Raw genomic sequence first — 17,837 nt, forward strand, 5'->3', positions numbered from 1 at the left:
CAGCATGCGCGTCACGCTCGCCGACCCGTCCGCCCTGATCCCGGGTTTCGAGCAGACCCATCGCGAGCAGTCCGCGCTGTATCCGTACCGGCCGGTCGAGTGGCAGCCCGTGCACACGGTCTACGTCCCGGCCGACCGGTTCGACGCCGGGACGACGCGGGAGTGGGGTGAGGCCGCGCTGGAGCTGTTCCGGCGGCACCTGCCGGAAGGCGACCTGGCCGCGATCCTCGGCACGACTCCCGGAGTGTCCCTGGGCGCGGGCGGGGCCGTCGCCGGGGCCGTGCACGGGAGGGTGGCCGCCAAGCTCGCCCGGGAGCCCGTCGAGGACCTGCGGATCGACTTCGAGGACGGCTACGGGACGCGTCCCGGAGAGGAGGACGGCCACGCCTCCGCCGCCGCCAAGGCGATCGCGGCCATGCACGCGGCCGGGACGCTCCCCCGGCGCTGGGGGCTGCGGGTGAAGTCGTTCGCCGACGGCGACCCGGTCCGCGCCGTCAGGACCCTGGACGGTTTCCTCACCGGCGTGACCGAGCGGGCCGGGCACCTGCCCGAGGGATTCGTCATCACCTTCCCGAAGGTGCTGATGAAGGACTACCTGTACCAGTTCGCCGACTGCCTCGACGCGCTGGAGGAGGGGCTGGGCCTCGGCCGGGGCACGCTGAGGTTCGAGATCCAGGTGGAGGCGCCGCAGACGGTGCTGTTCCTGGACGCGGGCCTGGTGACCTCCCTGCGGGGCAGGCTGGCGGCGGCGCACTTCGGCGTCTTCGACTACACGGCGAGCTGCGCCCTTCCCCCGCACGAGCAGCGGCTGGACCACCCCGCCTGCGACCACGCCAGGCACGTCATGCAGACGGTCTTCGCCGGGACCGGGGTCGAGCTGTCGGACGGCTCGCTGGCCGCCTCCCCCGCCTCGGACGGCGGCCGTGACGTGCGGGACCTGTGGCGGCGCCACGCGGAGCTGGTCGGGCACTCCCTGACCCACGGCTTCTACCAGGGCTGGGACATGCACCCCTCACACCTGGTCAGCCGGTACGCGGCGGTCTACGCCTTCCACTTGTCCCGGTACGGGGAGTACGCCCACCGGGTGCGCGCCTGGGAGGAGCGGCGCGACGCCGGTGAGGGCGTGATGGACGAGCCCGCCACGGTCAAGACCATGGCCGCCGCCCTCCGCCGTGCCGACCTGGCGCTGGGCACCGACCCCGCGGAGCGACCGGTCTGACCCCGGTCACCTCTCAGGCCCGCCTCCGGTCGCCCGTCCCGCCGAGCCGGGGGAACGGCGCTTCGCGACCGGTCACCGCGAGGCCTCGCGGACGCCTCAGTCGATCAGGGCGCGCCACTCGCGGACCCGGCGGGCGTCGACCGGGTCCGACCAGGACGCCCGGACGGCGCTGCCGACGTGGAAGGCCCGCACGCCGTACTCCATCAGCACCCCGACGTGGCTGGGCCGCAGCCCGCCGCCGGCCATGATCAGCGGGCCGTCGCCGGCCTCGCACCGGCTCTTGAGCAGCGGCAGCCCGTCCGCCACGCCACCGGGCGCACCCGAGGTGAGCACGGTGGCGAGGTTGGGCAGGAGGCGGACGGCGCGCCAGCTCGCCTGGGTGTCGGCCGCGTGGTCGACCGCCCGGTGAAACGTCCAGGGCAGCGGCGCGACCGCGTGGATGAGGGCCTCGGTGGCGGCCAGGTCGACCACTCCCGCCTCGTCGAGGAAACCGAACACGAACCCGGCCGCGCCCGCGTCGGCGAGGGCCCTGGCATCGCGGCTCAGGGCCTTCAGCGACTCGGGCGTGGCCAGGAACGAGGCCTCGCCGCGCAACATCACCATCTGCGGGAGCGCGCACTCCTTGGAGATCGCCGCGACCGTTTCCGCCGCCGGGGTGAGCCCGTCGGAGGCCATGTCGGCGACGACCTCCAGACGATCGGCGCCGCCCGCTTCTGCGGCGACGGCGTCACGCACATCGAGCGTGATCACCTCAAGCAAGGATCCGGTCATGAATGGAGGCTATCGGATGGCTTTGTCCTGGGATCGCCGTGGTTCAGACATGCTCGGGGACGGACGACCCGCGCCGGTCCGAGAAGGGCAGCGCGAGGCCGGACGCGCGGGCGCGCAGGCCCCCCGGCCGCTGGAACAGGGCACCCGAGGCGCGATGCGGCAGGTCGACCGTGCGGAGATGCGCGAAACGCTGTCCCCGATAGTAGTCCTGCAACCTCGGGTTGTCCTTGGAGCAGTCAAGCCGGAGCCATTTTCTCCCCAAGGCCAGGACCCGCAGGCCCGCCCAGTCGAGGAGCGCCTCTCCCAGGCCCGTGCCGGCGTGGTCGCGCGCCACGGCGAGCTTGTGGACGTAGAGCGCGGCACCGGGGTCGTCCCCCCGGCTCCAGAACTCGGGGTCGGCGTGACCGTCCAGGGCGAGGGTGGCGAGGGGGCCGTCCGCCCCGTCCTCTCCGTCCTGCCTGTCCAGCAGGTACAGGACGCCCTCGCCGATCAGCGGGGTGATGCGCCCGGCGGGGAAACCGTCGGCGGGCCACTGCCGCACGCCGCGGCGGTTCAGCCATCCGGCGGTCTCGGCGAGGAGCGTGAGCACCCCGTCGAGGTCACCGTCCGTGGCCCTGCGCAGCGTGAACGGGCGCGTGGCGGTGGGACTGGCGGTGTTCGAGTGCATGGTTCATCCCTTCGTTGCGTTCGGTGCATGAGTTGACACGGAGCGTGTCCATGTGATGGCGCACGGCGTCCATGCCGGGCTAGGCGGATGCCTAGGGGCCTGAGGCGAGTGGGGAGACCGCGATCGGCGGGGGGAGCGGAGAGAGACCGGCCGGAGCCGGAGACGCGGGCAGGCGGGGAGAGCCGCGTCTAGCCGCCCGGCGGGCGCGGCCCTGTGTTCGCCCGCGGCGCGGGCGGAACGGGGGCCGGCCCGTCAGGGCGGTCACGGAGACGTCAACGGCTTTCCAGCTCGTACCGGATCAGGTGCTTGTCGGCGGGCAGGACCGACACCGCCACGCGTACGGGGGTGTCGTCCTCGTCGTAGCCGACCCGGATGTAGACGACGACCGGCGTGCCGAGCTGGAGCTGGAGCCGCTCGGTCTCGGCACTGTTGGGCATCCGCGCCCAGATGTCGTCGACCACCCGCACCTGCCGGTGGCCGAGTTCCTCCAGGACCTTGTTGGCCCCGCGCACGATGTCGCCGGGGCGGGTGATCTCGGAGTCGGCGACCAGGGCCAGGGGGAAGTAGGAGTCGTTGGTGTTGTACGGCTGGCCGTCCACGAAGCGCAGGCGGCGACGGACCACGGCGAGCTCGTCGTCCGAGAGCTCCAGCCTGCTGGCGATCTCCTCGGCCGGTTGCACGATCGAGACCTCGATCTCCTGGCTCGGCGCGCGCCCCTCGCGGGAGACGGCCCAGGCGAAGGCCTCCAGGGTCTCCTCGCGGCGTGGCTGCAGCTCGCGCTGGGGATGCATGAGCAGCGGGCGGCGTTCCCTGACGACGGTGCCCCTGCGGGGGGTGCGGGTGACCAGGCCCTCGTTCACGAGCTCGCCGAGAGCCAGCCGTACGGTGTTGCGGCTCACCTGGTGCAAAAGCATGAGTTCCGCCTCGGTCGGCAGCTGATCCCCCGGTCCGAGCGCACCGGAGTAGATGGTCCTCCGTAGGTCGGAGGCCACCTGTTGATACAGCGTTGACCGTGCCATTAAGTCCCCTTTGTGCCAACAAAACTAGACGATCTGGTTCTAGCGGGGAACAAGCCCCTTGACCCAACCTCCCAAGACCCGCATTATCCAATCGTTGGTACAAATCCACCGAAAGGTCAGCGAGGGGGTGGAGGCCGGTGCTGTCGGTCCGCACGGATACGCCGTACCTGCCCTGGCGCGATCCCCGCGAGGCAACACGTTTACTGCGCTACGCGTTGCACCGCCAGGGGTTCACCCACACCTACCAGAGCAACGGAAACGGCATGTCCGTGCTCTCGGTACTTACCGACCTAACCGTTTGGTGTAAAAACGGGATGTTTGTCTGGAATGAGGACGGCCTTGAGTCGTCCCACCCGGCAGACGACCCGGTGGGAGCGGCTCGCCTCATCGCACGGCACTACCGGCGGCCCGCACCCGACGACCTCCCGGAGAAGGAGGCGGACCAGTCGGTCCGCGCCTTCGCCGCCACAGACTCCGAGCGCGACTAGCAGGCCGAGGACCCCATCCCTCGCCGGGGTCCTCCGCCGCCGCGCCGGGGGCGGAACGCGTCCTGGCGGGTCCCCCACGCCCGCCAGGGCGCGCTTCCCATCGCGGGAACGCGTCCGCGGGACGGGAATCCGCCAGGGCATGGCCGCTCGCCTCCCCCACACCCCGCCGCCGGGCGGTGGGCGGCTCGCCCGGACGGAAGACGTAAGACCGCGCGAGGGAAGACAATTGCCCCCATGCGGTTCGGGATCCTGGGCACCACACGGGCATGGCACGACGGCGCCGCCGATGTCAACGACGCCGGCACAGGCGACACTGACACAGGCGACGGCGGCGGCGAGGTGCGCGTCGGCGGGCCGGCCCGGAGGGCGCTGCTGGGCCTGCTGCTCGCCCGCGCCGGCGAGGTGGTGACGGCCGACCTCCTGATCGACGACCTCTACGGCTCGCGGCCTCCGGGAGGGGCGGCGCACGCCCTGCAGTCGCAGGTGTCCCGGCTCCGCCAGGTCCTGGGAGGCGAGGCCGAGATCGAGGCCGTCCCCTCGGGATACCGGCTCGCGATCGATCCCGGCGACCTCGACGCCCACCGCTTCGAGCGGCTGTCGGACGAGGGACGCCGGGCCCTGCTCGGCGGTGACCCGGCGGAGGCGGCCGTGCTGCTGCGGCGGGCCCTGGACCTGTGGCGGGGACCCGCGCTCGCCGACGCCGCGGACGCCGCCTCCGTACAGGCCCTGGTCCTGCGGCTGGAGGAACGCAGGCTCGGCGCCCTGGAGGACCGGATCGAGGCCGACCTCCGGCGGGGCGAGCACCGGGCCGCGGTGCCCGAGCTGCAGGAGCTGACCGCCCGGTACCCGCTGCGCGAGAGGCTCAGGGGCCTTCTCATGCGCGCCCTGCGGGCGGGCGGCAGGCAGGCGGAGGCCCTGCTCGCGTTCGAGGAGACGCGGCGGATCCTGGCCGACGAGCTGGGCGCGGACCCCTCGGCCGAGCTGGCGGCCGTCCACCAGGAGCTGCTCAGGGGCGAGCGGCCGTACGAGCCGCCCGCGCCACCGGCGCAGCTGACGAGCTTCGTGGGCCGCGCCGAGGACCTGGCCGAGGTCACCCGGCTGCTCGGGGCGGCACGCCTGGTCACCCTGCTCGGCCCCGGCGGGGCGGGCAAGACCAGGCTGTCGATCGAGGTCGCGAGCAGGCTGCCGGACGTCTGCTTCGTCGAACTCGCGGCGTTGCGCGACGGGCGGCGGCTGCCGCAGACCCTGCTCGGCGCGCTCGGCCTGCGCGAGAGCGGGCTGCTCACCGTGCCCGAGGAAACGGACCCCGTCTCCCGGCTGCTCGCGGCGCTGGCCGACCGGCCGCTGCTGCTCGTCCTCGACAACTGCGAACACGTCGTCGAGGCGGCCTCGGACCTGGCCGCGCGGCTGCTCGCCGGATGCCCCGAACTGCGCGTGCTGGCGACGAGCCGGGAGCCGCTCGGCATCACCGGCGAGAACCTGTGGCCGGTCCGGCCGCTCGGCCCGTCCCCCGCCGCGCGGCTGTTCACCGACCGGGCCTCGGCCGTACGCCCCGGTTTCGCGCTGGACGAGGCCGGGGCCGAGACCGTGCGGCGGATCTGCCGCGAGCTCGACGGCCTGCCGCTCGCCATCGAGCTCGCGGCGGCCAGGGCCCGCACGTACGAGCTCCCCGAGCTCGCCGCCCGCCTGGACGACCGGTTCCGCCTGCTGTCGCGGGGCAGCCGCACGGCCGACGCCAGGCACAGGACGCTGCGCGCGGTCGTGGCGTGGAGCTGGGATCTGCTGTCCGGGGCCGAGCAGGTGATGGCCAGGCGCCTGACGGTCTTCTCCGGCGGCGCGACCGCCGAGGCCGCGGCGCGGGTCTGCGGGGTGCCCGACGCCGAGGACGTCCTCGACTCCCTGGCCGACAAGTCGCTGGTGGAGGTGGGCGGCGGGCGCTATCGGATGCTCGACACGATCCACGCCTACTGCGCCGAGCAGCTGGAGGTGGCCGGGGAGTCCGAGGCCCTGCGGCACGCGCACGCGGACCACTTCCTGGAGCTGGCGCGGGAGGCGGATCCCCACCTGCGGCGTGCCGAGCAGCTCCGGTGGCTGGAGGTCCTCGCCGCGGAGGACGCCAACCTCCAGGCCGCGCTGCGCTGGGCCGTCGAGGCCGGGGAGGTCGAGCTCGCCCTGGAACTGTTCGCCTGTTTGTCACCATATTTCTGGATGCGCGGTATGCGGACCCTCGCGACGGCACCGGCGGTCGCGCTCCTGGACATGATCGGCGACAGCCCGCCCCCGGGACTCGGGGACGGGTACGTGCTCTGTGCCCTGGCGGCGGCGGCCGGTGACAGCGGCCAGGAGGCGTGGGAGCGCCACCGGGCGACGGCCGAGGCGGCCGTCGTCGACCCGGACCGGCCGCACCGCCATCCGGTCATCACCTTCCTGTGGCCGATGATCAACTCCGGTGCGGAGAATCCGGGCGTCGCCCTCGCGGTGATCGCCAGGGGGCGGGCGGGGAACGACCCCTGGGAGAGGGCCGTCGTCCACCTGCTGTGGGGATACCCGCAGCTCGCCGCCGGGGACCTGGCGCAGGCCGAGCACGAGTTCACCTCGGCCGCCGACGCCTTCCGCTCGCTGGGCGACCGGTGGGGGACGTCACTGGCCCTGGACGCGCTGGCCGGCCTGGCGGCCCTGCGTGGCGCCCCGGAGAAGGCGATCATCCTGACCGACGAGGCCCTCGCCCTCACCGAGCGGCTCGGCGCCCTTGAGGACCTCCCCGACCTGCTGTGCAACCGGGGCGACTACCGCGTCCGGACCGCGCGGGCCGGGAGGGACCCCGCGGGCACCGGCTTTCTGGAGGCGCGCGCCGACTACGAACGGGCCGCCGAGATCGCCCGCCGCGCGGGCAGCCCCGCCTACCTGGCCGCGCCGCTGCGCGGCCTCGGCGACATCGCGCGCCTGGAGGGCGACCTGACCGGAGCGCGCGGGCTGTACGAGCAGGCGCTCGACCGCTTCGAGACGCACTGGGTGCGGAGCGCCGGAAACCGGACGGCCGCGCTCCTCGGGCTCGGCAGGATCGCCGAGGCCTCCGGCGACCTCACCGGAGCCCGCGCCCTGCACCGGCGGGCCGCCGAGGTGGCGGTGGAAACGGGGGCGATCACCGAGAGCGCCCGCCCGATCGAGGCCCTGGCGGGAATCACCCTCCTCGAAGGGGACGCCCCCGCCGCCGCCATGCTCCTCGGCGCGGCCGTCGCCCTGCGAGGGGTCGCCGTCGAGGACGACCCCGACGTCTCCCGTACGGCCGCCGGCGCGCGGGCCGCGCTGGGCGAGACGCCGTACGAGGCCGCCCACCGCGAGGGCGCGCGGCTGTCCGCGACGGACGCGCTCCGCCTGGCCGGCGTCTCCGAGGCCTTCGTCCTGACCTCACCGATCAGCGGCTTCGCCGACCACAGGCCGGTCCTGCCCGGCTGACCGGGGGCGTACGCGGCTCCGTGCCCTGCCCATGGATCACGGAGGTGAGGGCGGTGAGCGCACGGTGAGGGGGCGGTGAGCGCCCCCGGACAGGCTTGCCCCATGAACACCACCCCGCGGCTCAAGAACAAGAACATCCTGATCTCGGGGGCCGGCGTCGCCGGTCCGGCGCTGGCCCACTGGCTGCACCGCCACGGCTTCACCCCCACGATCGTCGAGCGGGCGCCCGACGTCCGCGACGGCGGCTACGCGGTCGACTTCCGCGGTGAGGCCCACCTCACCATGCTCGACCGGACGGGAATCCTGGACGACATCCGGCGCGAGCAGACGAACATGGGCGCGATGGCGTACGTCAACGGCGCGGGCAAGAAGATCTCCAGCATGCCCGCCGACGTCTTCAGCGGCGACGTGGAGATCCTGCGCGGCGACCTGGCGCGCATCCTGTACGAGCGCACCCGGGACCACGTCGAGTACGTTTTCGACGACTCCATCGCCTCCCTCACCGAGGACGCCGAGGGCGTCCAGGTCACCTTCGAACGCGGCGAACCGCGCCGGTTCGACCTGGTCGTGGGGGCCGACGGGCTGCACTCCACCGTCCGGGCGCTCGCCTTCGGGCCGGAGTCGCGGTTCGTCAGGGACATGGGCCTGTACTGCGCGATCTTCACCACCGGCAACCACCTCGGACTCGACCACACCGGGCAGATCTACAACACCCCCGGCAAGCTCGTCGGCATGTACAGCGCCCGGGGGAACACCGAGGCGAAGGCGACGTTCTACTTCGCCTCCCCGCCGCTGAGCTACGACCGCCACGACACCGGGCAGCAGAAGAAGATCCTCGCCGAGGCGTTCGCCGACGTCGGCTGGGAGACCCCCAGGCTGCTGGACGCGATGTGGGACGCCCAGGACTTCTACTTCGACTCGATCAGCCAGGTCCACATGGACAACTGGTCGCGCGGCCGGGTCACGCTGCTCGGGGACGCCGCCTGCTGCGCCTCGCCGCTGTCCGGCATGGGCACGGGCCTGGCCATGATCGGCGCCTACGTCCTCGCCGGGGAACTGGCCGCCGCGGGCGGCGACCACCGCGCGGGCTTCGCCGGCTACGAGAAGGCCATGCGCGAGTACGCGACGGGGTGCCAGAAGTCGGGCGACGGAGTGGGCAAGTGGATGGTTCCCGACAGCCGGTTCATGGCCTGGTTCATCAACCAGAACTACAAGCTCCTGCCCTACGTGCCGTGGAAGGGGCTCATCGCCAGGAGCATCCGGCAGACGGCGAACGCCATCGCCCTGAAGGACTACGAGCGCTGACCCGGCCGCACCTCACACCTTCGGCGAACGCCCTCCTTCGCGGCGAACCTCGAACGGGCGAACCGCTCCGCGAGGAGCCGTGCGGCGGCCGGGTGGCCGCGTCAGGAGGTGGTGGCGCGGGCGGCCTTGTGGATGAGGCCGGCCACCGCGCCGGGCTCGGAGACGGTGACGGCGTGGGAGGCGTCGATCTCGACGGTCGTCGACCCCGCCCTCTTCGCCATGAAGCGCATCGACTCCGCCGGGATGGCCAGATCCTGGGTGGTGACCATGCTCCAGGACCTGATGGTCTTCCAGGCGGTCCTGGTGGCCTTGTCCTCAAGGGCATCGGCGGCGATGGGACGTTGGGTGACGGCCATCAGGTCGGTGGTCCGGCGGGGCACGTCGGCGGCGAACACCGCGCGGAACTTGTCCTGCTGGATGTAGAGGTCGTCTCCGACGATGCCGCCGGAGAGCGGGAACGGGACGGACTTGAGGGCGGGGCCGAGCTCGCCGCCGGGGAACTTGGCCGCCAGCTCGCCGGTGCTCTCGCCGACCTCGGGCTGGAAGCTGGCGATGTAGACGAGGGCCTTCACGTCGCTGTCACGGTCGGCGGCCTCGCTCATCACGCTGCCCCCGTACGAGTGGCCGGCGAGGACGATCGGGCCGTCCACACTGTTCAGGACGCTGCGGAGGTACTGCGCGTCGTGGCGCAGGCCGCGGAGCGGGTTGGCCGGGGCGATGACCGGATAGCCCTTGCGTTTGAGGTCGGCGATCACCCCGTTCCAGCTGGAGGAGTCGGCGAAGGCTCCGTGGACCAGGACGACCGTGGGCTTGGCCGAAGCCGCGTCGGCGGTGGCGACACCGGTGGAGAGGAGCGCGGCGACGGCCGCACCGGAAGCGAGGGCTGTGCGCTTGAGGTTCATAGGGAACTTCCCTTCCGTTCTGTGAAGATGTGATCAGCGGGGTTCCGCGGAGATGTGGTCAGCGGGTGGTGGCGTGGGCGGCGGCGTCGATGAGGTCGGCGACGGCGTCGGGCCGGGAGACGGTGACGGCGTGGGAGGCGTCGATCTCGACGGTCGTCGACCCCGCCCTCTTCGCCATGAAGCGCATCGACTCCGCGGGGATGGCCAGGTCCTGGGTGGTGACCATGGTCCAGGACGGGATGGTCTTCCAGGCCGCCCTGGTCGCCTTGTCCGCCAGCGCGGTCGCTTCGATGGGCCGCTGCGTGGCCGCCATCAGCTCGGCCGTCTCCGGGTCGACGTCGGCGGCGAACACCGCGCGGAACCCGTCCTGCCGGATGTACAGGTCGGTCCCCGTGCCCCCACCGGCCGCCGGGTACGGCACCGGGTAGAGGGCGGGGCCGAGCTCGCCGCCGGGGAACCTGCCCGCCAGCTCGCCGGTGCTCTCGCCGATCTCCAGATTGAAACTGGCGACGTAGACGAGCGCGACGACGCCGTCGGCACCGTCGGCCGCCTCGCTCATCACCGATCCGCCGTACGAGTGGCCGGCGATCACGATCGGACCGGTCAGACTGTCGAGCACGCTGCGCAGGTATTCGGCGTCCTCCCGCAGTCCGCGCAGCGGGTTGGCGACGGCGATGACCGGGTAGCCGCGGCGCTTGAGGTCGGCCACCACGCCGTTCCAGCTGGCGGACTCGGCGAAGGCGCCGTGGACCAGGACGACGGTGGGAGTTCCTGCCGCGGCGGGCTCGGGGGACGTGGTGCTCATCAGGATTTTCCTTCCGGTTCGGAGAGTGGCGGCTGCCGCTCTGAAATGAAATATGCAATATATTGCTAACACTGTCAACAGCGCGGTCCGGTTGAAGATTTCCGCTCGGTGTGCGCAATATATTGCATGCCCATCCCGCACAACACGCCCGCCATCGACCGGCACCTCCTGCGTGACGACGTCTACCACCGCCTGCGCGACGCCATCGTCGACGGCAGCCTCGCGCCCGGTGAGCAGTTACGCGACGTCGAGCTGGCGACCTGGCTCGGGGTCAGCCGCACTCCGGTCCGCGAGGCGCTGCTGCGTCTCGCGGAGGCCGGGCTGGTCGTGGCCCAGCCGGGACGCTCCACGACGGTGAGCTCGCTGAACATGCGCGACGTCCGTGAGGCCCGCGACGTGGTGGCGGCGATGCACGAACTCGCCGTCCGTGAAGCGGTGGGCGGTCTCACCGAAGCCGACCTCGACGCGATGCGCCAGGCCAACGAACGGTTCCGCGCGGCGATCGAGAAGGGCGACGTCGAGGCGGCCCTGCGCGCCGACGACGAGCTGCACGGCATCCCCGTGAGGGTGGCCTCGAACCGGGCCCTGGCCTCGGTCCTCGACCAGTTCACGCCGGTACTGCGACGCGCCGAGCGATTGCGCTTCTCGTCGCTGGGCGGGCGCGTGTCCCTCGTCCGGCACGACAACCTGATCCGGCTCTGTGCCGCCGGAAACGCGGACCAGGCGGCGGCGGTCGCCTTCGACACCTGGCGCACCCTGCCCGCCACCGAGGAGTGAGCATGACCCTGTCAGACTTCCCCCGCCACCCGCTGACCTTCGGGCCGAGCCCCGTCCACCCACTGCCGCGCCTCACCCGCCACCTCGGCGGGGCGTCGGTCTGGGCGAAGCGCGAGGACTGCAACGCGGGGCTCGCGTACGGCGGCAACAAGACCCGCAAGCTTGAGTACATCGTCCCGGACGCGCTCGCACAGGGCGCCGACACGCTGGTGTCGATCGGCGGGTACCAGTCCAACCACACCCGCCAGGTCGCCGCCGTCGCCGCGTCGCTGGGGTTGAAGGCGGTGCTGGTGCAGGAGAACTGGGTCGACTGGCCCGACTGCGTCAACGACCGGGTCGGCAACATCATGCTGAGCCGGATCATGGGCGCCGAGGTCCGGCTCGACCCGGCCGGTTTCGGCATCGGCTTCAAGGACTCGTGGAACCGGGCGATCGAGGACGTGAAGGCGCGCGGCGGTACGCCGTACCCGATCCCGGCGGGCGCCTCCGACCACCGGCTCGGCGGGCTCGGGTTCGCGAACTGGGCGTACGAGGTGGCGCGGCAGGAACGCGAGCTGGGCGTCTTCTTCGACACCGTCGTGGTCTGCACGGTCACCGGCTCGACCCAGGCCGGCATGATCGCCGGGTTCGCCGCGCTCGAGGAGGCCGGTGGCCGGCCGCGCCGGGTGATCGGGATCGACGCCAGCGCGAAGCTCGAGGAGACCCGCGACCAGGTCACCCGGATAGCGACGGCCACGGCCGAGCTCATCGGCGTCGGCCGGTCCCTGCGGGACGACGAGATCACCATCCTGGAGGGGTGGGCCGGCGACCTGTACGGGATCCCGGTGCGGTCGACCCTGGACGCGATCCGGCTCACCGGCGAGCTCGAGGGCGTGATCATCGACCCGGTCTACGAGGGCAAGTCGATGGCCGGCCTGATCGACCTCGTCACCGGCGGGGAGATCCCCCGCGACTCCACCGTTCTGTACGCGCACCTGGGCGGCCAGCCGGCGCTGAACGCCTACAGCGGCCTGTTCACCCACGCGCGGCCGCTGACCTGACGCCGGCCGGCACGTTTCCCGCCGGTGGCGGTGGATCGCCGGCGGGACCGTTCAGCTCAGGCCGCCGTTGGCCTGGAGGTTCTGGCCGGTGAGCCAGCGGCCGTCGGGGCCCACCAGGAAGGCCACGACGTCCGCGATGTCCGAGGGGTCTCCGAGGCGGGAGAGCGGGGTCAGGGCGGCGATCTGGGTGAGGAGCTCCTCCGGGTTGGTGCCGCGCAGGAGGTCGGTGTCCGTGGCGCCCGGGGAGACCGTGTTGACGGTGATGCCCCGCCCGCCGAGCTCGCGGGCCGCGACGGAGGTCAGCTGTTCGAGAGCGCCCTTGCTCGCCGCGTAGGGGGCGATACCCGACGCGGGGCGGACGGTGTTGAGAGTGGAGATGTTGACGATGCGGCCGCCGTCGCGCATGTGCCTGGCGGCGTACCGGATGGTCAGGAAGGCGGCCTTGGCGTTGACCGCCATGGCGCGGTCGTACAGTTTCTCGGTGGTCTCCGCGATGGGGACCGGGGTGAAGCTCAGCGCGGCGTTGTTGACCAGGATGTCGAGGCCGCCGAGAACCTCATCCGCGGCCTCCATCAGCCACTCGGCGGCACCCCGCTTCCCGAGGTCGACCTGGACCGCGCGGGCGTTCCCGCCCGCCTCCTTGACGACGCGCTCCACCTCGCCCGCGGACGCGGCGGCGTTCGCGTAGCTGAAGAGAACGTCCGCCCCGTCGCGGGCGAGGCGCTCCACGATCGCCCGGCCGATGCCCCGGGACCCCCCGGTGACCACCGCCGCCTTGCCCTCCAGCACCGCCATGCCGACCTCCGCGCCTCTCCTGTGAACTTCTCAGCCGTCCCGCCGGGCCGCCCCGTTCCCCTCGCCGCCGGAGCCACCGCCTCCGTTCCGGGAACGTCCGTGTCCGCCGGGCCCCACACCTGCCGTTCTCCCGCGTCCCGCCGTCCGCCGCTTCCGGCCTCCACCGCGAACCTATGATCGACCGGCGCGGTTGTCGACGCCTTGCCGCCCTCTCGGAGGATCGCGCCCGACCCCGTGAACCAGGACAGAACACGACGGGCTCATTGGTGCGTTCCAGATCCGTGATGCCGCGGATGTGGCGGAGTTTCGGTCCCGAGACCTAATCTGCCCACCATGACCACCGATGGGCGCTCGGCGCACATTCTCGACGTCCTGATCACCGAATTCGGTGATTCCATGAAACGCGACCCCGCCGCCTTCCGGCGCAAGTTCCGGAAGATGGCCGCCTCCCCCTTCGCCTTCTACCGGGGCAGCGCCTGCCTGTTCTACGCGGACATGACCGGCGCGTTCGCCGACGACGCCTTCCTGGACGAGCAGACGCGGCGCGTCTGGATCCACGGCGACCTGCACGCCGAGAACTTCGGCACCTACATGAACGCCTCGGGCGTCCTGGTGTTCAACGTCAACGACTTCGACGAGGCCTACGTCGGCCCGTACATCTGGGACCTGCGGCGGTTCGCGGCCAGCGTCGCGCTCATCGGGTACGCCAAGGCGCTGTCGGACGACGTCATCACCGGCCTGGTGAGCGGGTTCGCCCACTCCTATCTCTCCGAGCTGCACGGCATCTCGGCCGGCGGGGACGACGCGATCGGCGCGCTGACCCTGGAGACCACGAGCGGCGTGCTCCACCGGGTGCTGCAGCTCGCCCGGCTGAACACCCGGGTGGCGCTGCTGGACGTGGAGACCACCATCGAGAACTTCGACCGCAGGTTCGCCGTCATGGACGGCCGCTATCCGGTGGACCAGGAGACCCGCGAGGCGGTGGAGGCGGCCTTCCTCGACTACCTGACGACCCTTCCCGCGGTCTCGGAGATCGAGCACAAGATCAAGGACTTCGCGCTGCGCACCGGCATCGGGATCGGCTCGGCCGGGCTGCCCTCGTACAACATGCTCCTTGAGGGCCACACCCAGGCCCTGGAGAACGACGTCGTCCTCTACATGAAGCAGGCCCAGGTGCCAGCCGTGGCGCGGCACATCACCGACGAGAAGGTGCACGGCTACTTCAAGCACCAGGGCCACCGCACCGCCGAGTCGCAGCGGGCCCTGCAGGCGTACGCCGACCCGTGGCTCGGCTACACCACGCTGAACGGCGTCGGCCAGATGGTCGCCGAGGTCTCCCCCTACTCCGCCGACCTGGACTGGGGTGACGTCAACGAGCCGGACGAGCTGGCCTCGGTCATCCGCGACCTGGGCCGGGCCGTGGCCAGGATGCACTCGGTGGCCGACGACGAGTCCAGCCACGACCTGGTCGACTTCTCCACCGAGGACGCGATCGTGGCCGTGATCGGCGGCGACATCGACGGCTTCACCCGCACTCTCGTCGACTTCGCCCACTCCTACGGGGCGCGGGCCAGGGCCGACCACGGTCTCTTCGTCGACCTGTTCAGGAACGGCCGCCTCCCCGGCCTCTAACCCCCCGCCCCCTGACGGGCGGCCGAGCGGGCCTCGGCGTGGTGGCAGGCGACCTGGGCGGCGGCCGAGGACGGCAGGACGGGCAGCGGCCGTGACGCGCACAACCCGTCGACCCCCGTCTCGGCCGCCGCGCCCGAGGCCAGGACCTGGCAGCGCGGGTGGAAGCGGCAGCCCGCCGGGATCCGGGTCGGGTCCGGTGGCTCGCCGCCCAGCACCACGGGCGACGGCGACTCCGGCAGGACCGACAGCAGCGCCTGGGTGTACGGGTGCGACGGCGCCGTGAGGATCCGCTCCACGGGGCCCGACTCGACGATCCTGCCGAGATACATCACCGCGACGCGGTCGGCGATGTTCCAGGCCAGCCCGAGATCGTGGGTGACGACCAGCGCCGACAGGCCCAGCTCGTCGCGGAGGCGAAGCAGCAGGGCGAGGATCTCGCCGCGCACCGACGCGTCCAGCGAGGCCACCGGCTCGTCGGCGACCAGCACCCTGGGGTCGAGCGCGAGGGCCCCGGCGATGACGACGCGCTGGCGCTGGCCGCCGGACAGCTCGTGCGGGTAGCGGTTGAAGAACCGCTCGGCAGGCCGCAGCCCGGCGCGCGACAGCGCCGACGCGACCCGGTCCCCCTCGTCGGGCAGGCGGTGGATGCGGGGCCCCTCGGCCACCGCCTCGTAGACGGTGTGCCGGGGGTTGAGCGATCCCGTGGGGTCCTGGAGCACAAGCTGCACCTCGCGCCGGTGGGCCCGCAGGGCGCGCGAGGAGTAGGCCAGCGGGACCCCGCCGTACAGGACCGACCCCGAGGCGGGCCGCTCCAGGCCGAGCAGGGTGCGGGCCAGCGTCGTCTTGCCGCAGCCGGACTCGCCGACCAGCGCGACGATCTCCCCCTGGCCCACCGCGAGATTCACCCCGTCCACCGCGCGGGCGCGGCGCCCGCGCGAGACGAACTCCACCCGCAGGTCCCGCGCTTCGAGCAGGGTCATCGGGCCTCCTGGTGGACGCGGACGTGGACGCACGCGGCGGTGTGCGACACCTCGGCGCTTTCGATGCGGCCCTCCTCGGTACGGCTGGCGGGCCAGAGCTCGACCGGCTCCGACGCGCACGAGACGAGCGCCACCGGACAGCGGGGATGGAAGGAGCACCCCGTGGGCAGGTGAGCCGGGTCGGGCGGGTCGCCGCCCAGTCCCCTGGGCGCCAGTCTGGACGCGGGATCGCCGACGGTGGGGAAGGCCTCGGCCAGCGCCCTGCCGTAGGGGTGCCTGGCGTCCCGGAAGACCTCGCGCGAGGGACCTGACTCGACCACGCGGCCCGCGTACATGACCGCCAGCCGGTCGCACGTCGCGGCCAGCACCGACAGGTCGTGGGAGATCATGATGAGGCCGATCCCGTGCTCGGCGACGAGCGAGCGGATCAGCGAGAGCACCTGCGCCTGGATCATCACGTCCAGCGCGGTGGTCGGCTCGTCGGCGACGATCAGGCGCGGGGAGCAGGCGAGCGCCATGGCGATCATCACGCGCTGGCGCTGCCCGCCGGACAGCTCGTGCGGGTAGCCGCCCGCCCGCCAGGCGGGCAGGCCGACCTGCTCCAGCAGCTCCGCCGTCCTGCGCCGCGCCGCCGCGCCGGTCGCCATGCCGTGCACCCGCAGCGGCTCGGCGATCTGGTCGCCGATCCTGCGCACCGGGTTCAGGGCGTGCTGGGCGCCCTGGAAGATCAGGGAGGCCGACGCCCACCGGACCGCGCGCAGCCGCCCCCAGCTCATCGTGAGAACGTCCTCACCGTCCAGCAGGATCTCCCCGGACACCAGCGCGTCCCTCGGCAGCAGCCGCAGCAGCGACATGGCCAGCGTCGACTTGCCCGACCCCGACTCCCCCGCCACGCCGAGGGCCTCGCCCTCCGCCAGGCTGAGCGAGACGCCCCGCACGGCGGGGACGTCCCCGGCCGCGCTCCGGTAGGTCACCGCCACGTCGCGCAGTTCGAGCAGGCTCACGAGACCCCCCGGGGACGCGGGACGGGCAGGGCCGGGGCTCCTGGAAGCCGCGGGTCGAGTACGGTCACGAGGCCCCCCGCAGGCGTGGGTTGAGTACGGTTTCCAGGGCGCGCCCGCAGAGGGTGAACGCCAGGACGACCAGGATGATGCACAGGCCGGGCGGCAGCACGTACCACCAGGCGCCCGAGGTGGCCGCGCCCCAGTCGTAGGAGCCGCGCAACATGCCGCCCCACGACACCTGGCCGGAGTCGGCGCCGAGGAAGGCGAGGGTGGACTCGGTGACGATGGCGCTGGCCACCGTGAGGGTGGTGTTGGCCAGGACCAGCGGGGCGACGTTCGGCAGCACGTGCCGGGTCATGACGTGCCAGTGCCCGGCGCCCAGTGCCCTGGACCTTTCGATGTAGGGCCTGGCCTCGACCGCCAGCGTCTGGGCCCGGATCAGCCTCGCCGTCGAGGCCCAGGAGGTCACCCCGATCGCCAGGATGATGGTGGACGCGCCTCCGCCGAGGACGGCCGCGAGCACCAGGGCCAGGACCAGGGCGGGCAACACCAGGAACCAGTCGGTGACACGCATCAGCACGGCCGAGGCCCAGCCCCGGAAGTGCCCGGACGCGATACCGAAGACCGTACCGATCACCATGCTGAGCAGGGCCGACATGAACCCGATGAGCAGCGAGACCCGCGAGCCCCACAGGAGCATGAGCAGGACCGAACGGCCGGACTCGTCGGTGCCGAGCGGAAACTCCGCGTTCGGCGGCGCCATCTTGGCGCCCGTCGCCCTGGTCACGTCCATGCCGGACGGGTCGGTGACCAGCGGCGTGACGAGGGCCGCCAGGACGGCGACCAGCAGGATCGCCGCGCCGTACAGCCCGGCCCTGTTCCCGCCGTACGCGCGGCGGAACCGCGCGAGGGCGGCGCGGCGGCGCGTCCTGGCGATCGCGCGCGAAGTCCCGGTGGCACCGGCGGTCCCCCGCGGG

General features: G+C 72.6%; 16 protein-coding genes. 7 read left to right on the forward strand and 9 right to left on the reverse strand.

Features of this window, described 5'->3' with window-relative positions; genetic code table 11:
* Positions 1–4: 4 nt before the first annotated feature.
* Positions 5–1,219: a DUF6986 family protein gene (locus ACSDR0_RS03315; protein WP_435287203.1), complete on the forward strand. Its 1,215-nt coding sequence runs from the start codon at positions 5–7 to the stop codon at positions 1,217–1,219.
* A 96-nt stretch (positions 1,220–1,315) separates the two neighbouring features.
* Here ACSDR0_RS03315 and ACSDR0_RS03320 read toward each other — a convergent pair whose 3' ends face one another.
* The 3 genes from ACSDR0_RS03320 to ACSDR0_RS03330 all read right to left on the reverse strand — a co-directional run bounded on the left by ACSDR0_RS03320 (position 1,316) and on the right by ACSDR0_RS03330 (position 3,676).
* Positions 1,316–1,990, reverse strand: coding sequence for a copper homeostasis protein CutC (locus ACSDR0_RS03320; protein ID WP_435287204.1), 675 nt, complete (start codon positions 1,988–1,990; stop codon positions 1,316–1,318).
* 43 nt (positions 1,991–2,033) lie between these two features.
* The gene (locus tag ACSDR0_RS03325; protein ID WP_435287205.1) at positions 2,034–2,657 is read right to left on the reverse strand and encodes a GNAT family N-acetyltransferase; all 624 of its coding nucleotides are present in this window, start codon (positions 2,655–2,657) and stop codon (positions 2,034–2,036) included.
* A gap of 272 nt (positions 2,658–2,929) precedes the next feature.
* The gene (locus ACSDR0_RS03330; RefSeq protein ID WP_435287206.1) at positions 2,930–3,676 is read right to left on the reverse strand and encodes a GntR family transcriptional regulator; all 747 of its coding nucleotides are present in this window, start codon (positions 3,674–3,676) and stop codon (positions 2,930–2,932) included.
* Positions 3,677–3,813: 137 nt separating this feature from the next.
* Here ACSDR0_RS03330 and ACSDR0_RS03335 point away from each other — a divergent pair, with 137 nt between their 5' ends.
* The 3 genes from ACSDR0_RS03335 to ACSDR0_RS03345 all read left to right on the forward strand — a co-directional run bounded on the left by ACSDR0_RS03335 (position 3,814) and on the right by ACSDR0_RS03345 (position 8,925).
* Positions 3,814–4,164 carry a hypothetical protein gene (locus ACSDR0_RS03335; RefSeq protein WP_435287207.1) on the forward strand — a complete coding sequence of 117 codons (351 nt, stop codon included), beginning with the start codon at positions 3,814–3,816 and terminating at the stop codon, positions 4,162–4,164.
* Positions 4,165–4,398: 234 nt separating this feature from the next.
* Positions 4,399–7,620 carry a BTAD domain-containing putative transcriptional regulator gene (locus ACSDR0_RS03340; protein ID WP_435287208.1) on the forward strand — a complete coding sequence of 1,074 codons (3,222 nt, stop codon included), beginning with the start codon at positions 4,399–4,401 and terminating at the stop codon, positions 7,618–7,620.
* Between the two features lie 102 nt (positions 7,621–7,722).
* A complete protein-coding gene (locus ACSDR0_RS03345; RefSeq protein WP_435287209.1) occupies positions 7,723–8,925 on the forward strand; it encodes an FAD-dependent monooxygenase in 1,203 nt (400 codons plus the stop codon).
* A gap of 101 nt (positions 8,926–9,026) precedes the next feature.
* Here ACSDR0_RS03345 and ACSDR0_RS03350 read toward each other — a convergent pair whose 3' ends face one another.
* Positions 9,027–9,827, reverse strand: a complete 801-nt coding sequence (locus tag ACSDR0_RS03350; RefSeq protein WP_435287210.1) for an alpha/beta fold hydrolase — start codon at positions 9,825–9,827, stop codon at positions 9,027–9,029.
* Positions 9,828–9,885: 58 nt separating this feature from the next.
* A complete protein-coding gene (locus tag ACSDR0_RS03355) occupies positions 9,886–10,632 on the reverse strand; it encodes an alpha/beta fold hydrolase (protein WP_435287211.1) in 747 nt (248 codons plus the stop codon).
* A gap of 126 nt (positions 10,633–10,758) precedes the next feature.
* Between ACSDR0_RS03355 and ACSDR0_RS03360 the strand changes: the two genes are divergently transcribed.
* On the forward strand, positions 10,759–11,409 hold the full coding sequence (locus ACSDR0_RS03360; protein WP_435287212.1) for a GntR family transcriptional regulator: 651 nt from the start codon (positions 10,759–10,761) through the stop codon (positions 11,407–11,409).
* A gap of 2 nt (positions 11,410–11,411) precedes the next feature.
* The gene (locus tag ACSDR0_RS03365; protein ID WP_435287213.1) at positions 11,412–12,449 is read left to right on the forward strand and encodes a 1-aminocyclopropane-1-carboxylate deaminase; all 1,038 of its coding nucleotides are present in this window, start codon (positions 11,412–11,414) and stop codon (positions 12,447–12,449) included.
* Between the two features lie 51 nt (positions 12,450–12,500).
* Here the strand turns inward: ACSDR0_RS03365 and ACSDR0_RS03370 are convergent, their stop codons facing one another.
* On the reverse strand, positions 12,501–13,244 hold the full coding sequence (locus ACSDR0_RS03370) for an SDR family oxidoreductase (protein WP_435287214.1): 744 nt from the start codon (positions 13,242–13,244) through the stop codon (positions 12,501–12,503).
* A 333-nt stretch (positions 13,245–13,577) separates the two neighbouring features.
* Between ACSDR0_RS03370 and ACSDR0_RS03375 the strand changes: the two genes are divergently transcribed.
* On the forward strand, positions 13,578–14,876 hold the full coding sequence (locus ACSDR0_RS03375) for a DUF2252 domain-containing protein (RefSeq protein WP_435287215.1): 1,299 nt from the start codon (positions 13,578–13,580) through the stop codon (positions 14,874–14,876).
* Here the strand turns inward: ACSDR0_RS03375 and ACSDR0_RS03380 are convergent.
* The 3 genes from ACSDR0_RS03380 to ACSDR0_RS03390 all read right to left on the reverse strand — a co-directional run bounded on the left by ACSDR0_RS03380 (position 14,873) and on the right by ACSDR0_RS03390 (position 17,797).
* Positions 14,873–15,856, reverse strand: a complete 984-nt coding sequence (locus ACSDR0_RS03380; RefSeq protein ID WP_435287216.1) for an ABC transporter ATP-binding protein — start codon at positions 15,854–15,856, stop codon at positions 14,873–14,875. The genes ACSDR0_RS03375 and ACSDR0_RS03380 overlap by 4 nt on opposite strands.
* Entirely contained in the window at positions 15,853–16,860 is a 1,008-nt protein-coding gene (locus tag ACSDR0_RS03385) for an ABC transporter ATP-binding protein (RefSeq protein WP_435287217.1), read from the reverse strand. The genes ACSDR0_RS03380 and ACSDR0_RS03385 overlap by 4 nt, the downstream gene beginning before the upstream one ends.
* Before the next feature lie 64 nt (positions 16,861–16,924).
* Complete coding sequence (locus tag ACSDR0_RS03390; protein WP_435287292.1) at positions 16,925–17,797, reverse strand: ABC transporter permease; 873 nt, start codon at positions 17,795–17,797, stop codon at positions 16,925–16,927.
* Between the last annotated feature and the right edge of the window lie 40 nt (positions 17,798–17,837).

This window comes from Streptosporangium sp. G11 (assembly GCF_051192615.1).
Classification (GTDB): Bacteria; Actinomycetota; Actinomycetes; order Streptosporangiales; family Streptosporangiaceae; genus Streptosporangium.

Excerpts from the sequence above, each read along its gene's own strand:
- ACSDR0_RS03360 (WP_435287212.1), top strand. The coding sequence starts at position 10,759 with ATGCCCATCCCGCACAACACGCCCGCCATCGACCGGCACCTCCTGCGT.
- ACSDR0_RS03315 (WP_435287203.1), top strand. The coding sequence starts at position 5 with ATGCGCGTCACGCTCGCCGACCCGTCCGCCCTGATCCCGGGTTTCGAG.
- ACSDR0_RS03320 (WP_435287204.1), bottom strand. The coding sequence starts at position 1,990 with ATGACCGGATCCTTGCTTGAGGTGATCACGCTCGATGTGCGTGACGCC.
- ACSDR0_RS03350 (WP_435287210.1), bottom strand. The coding sequence starts at position 9,827 with ATGAACCTCAAGCGCACAGCCCTCGCTTCCGGTGCGGCCGTCGCCGCG.
- ACSDR0_RS03330 (WP_435287206.1), bottom strand. The coding sequence starts at position 3,676 with ATGGCACGGTCAACGCTGTATCAACAGGTGGCCTCCGACCTACGGAGG.
- ACSDR0_RS03370 (WP_435287214.1), bottom strand. The coding sequence starts at position 13,244 with ATGGCGGTGCTGGAGGGCAAGGCGGCGGTGGTCACCGGGGGGTCCCGG.
- ACSDR0_RS03365 (WP_435287213.1), top strand. The coding sequence starts at position 11,412 with ATGACCCTGTCAGACTTCCCCCGCCACCCGCTGACCTTCGGGCCGAGC.
- ACSDR0_RS03325 (WP_435287205.1), bottom strand. The coding sequence starts at position 2,657 with ATGCACTCGAACACCGCCAGTCCCACCGCCACGCGCCCGTTCACGCTG.
- ACSDR0_RS03380 (WP_435287216.1), bottom strand. The coding sequence starts at position 15,856 with ATGACCCTGCTCGAAGCGCGGGACCTGCGGGTGGAGTTCGTCTCGCGC.
- ACSDR0_RS03340 (WP_435287208.1), top strand. The coding sequence starts at position 4,399 with ATGCGGTTCGGGATCCTGGGCACCACACGGGCATGGCACGACGGCGCC.
- ACSDR0_RS03375 (WP_435287215.1), top strand. The coding sequence starts at position 13,578 with ATGACCACCGATGGGCGCTCGGCGCACATTCTCGACGTCCTGATCACC.
- ACSDR0_RS03345 (WP_435287209.1), top strand. The coding sequence starts at position 7,723 with ATGAACACCACCCCGCGGCTCAAGAACAAGAACATCCTGATCTCGGGG.
- ACSDR0_RS03355 (WP_435287211.1), bottom strand. The coding sequence starts at position 10,632 with ATGAGCACCACGTCCCCCGAGCCCGCCGCGGCAGGAACTCCCACCGTC.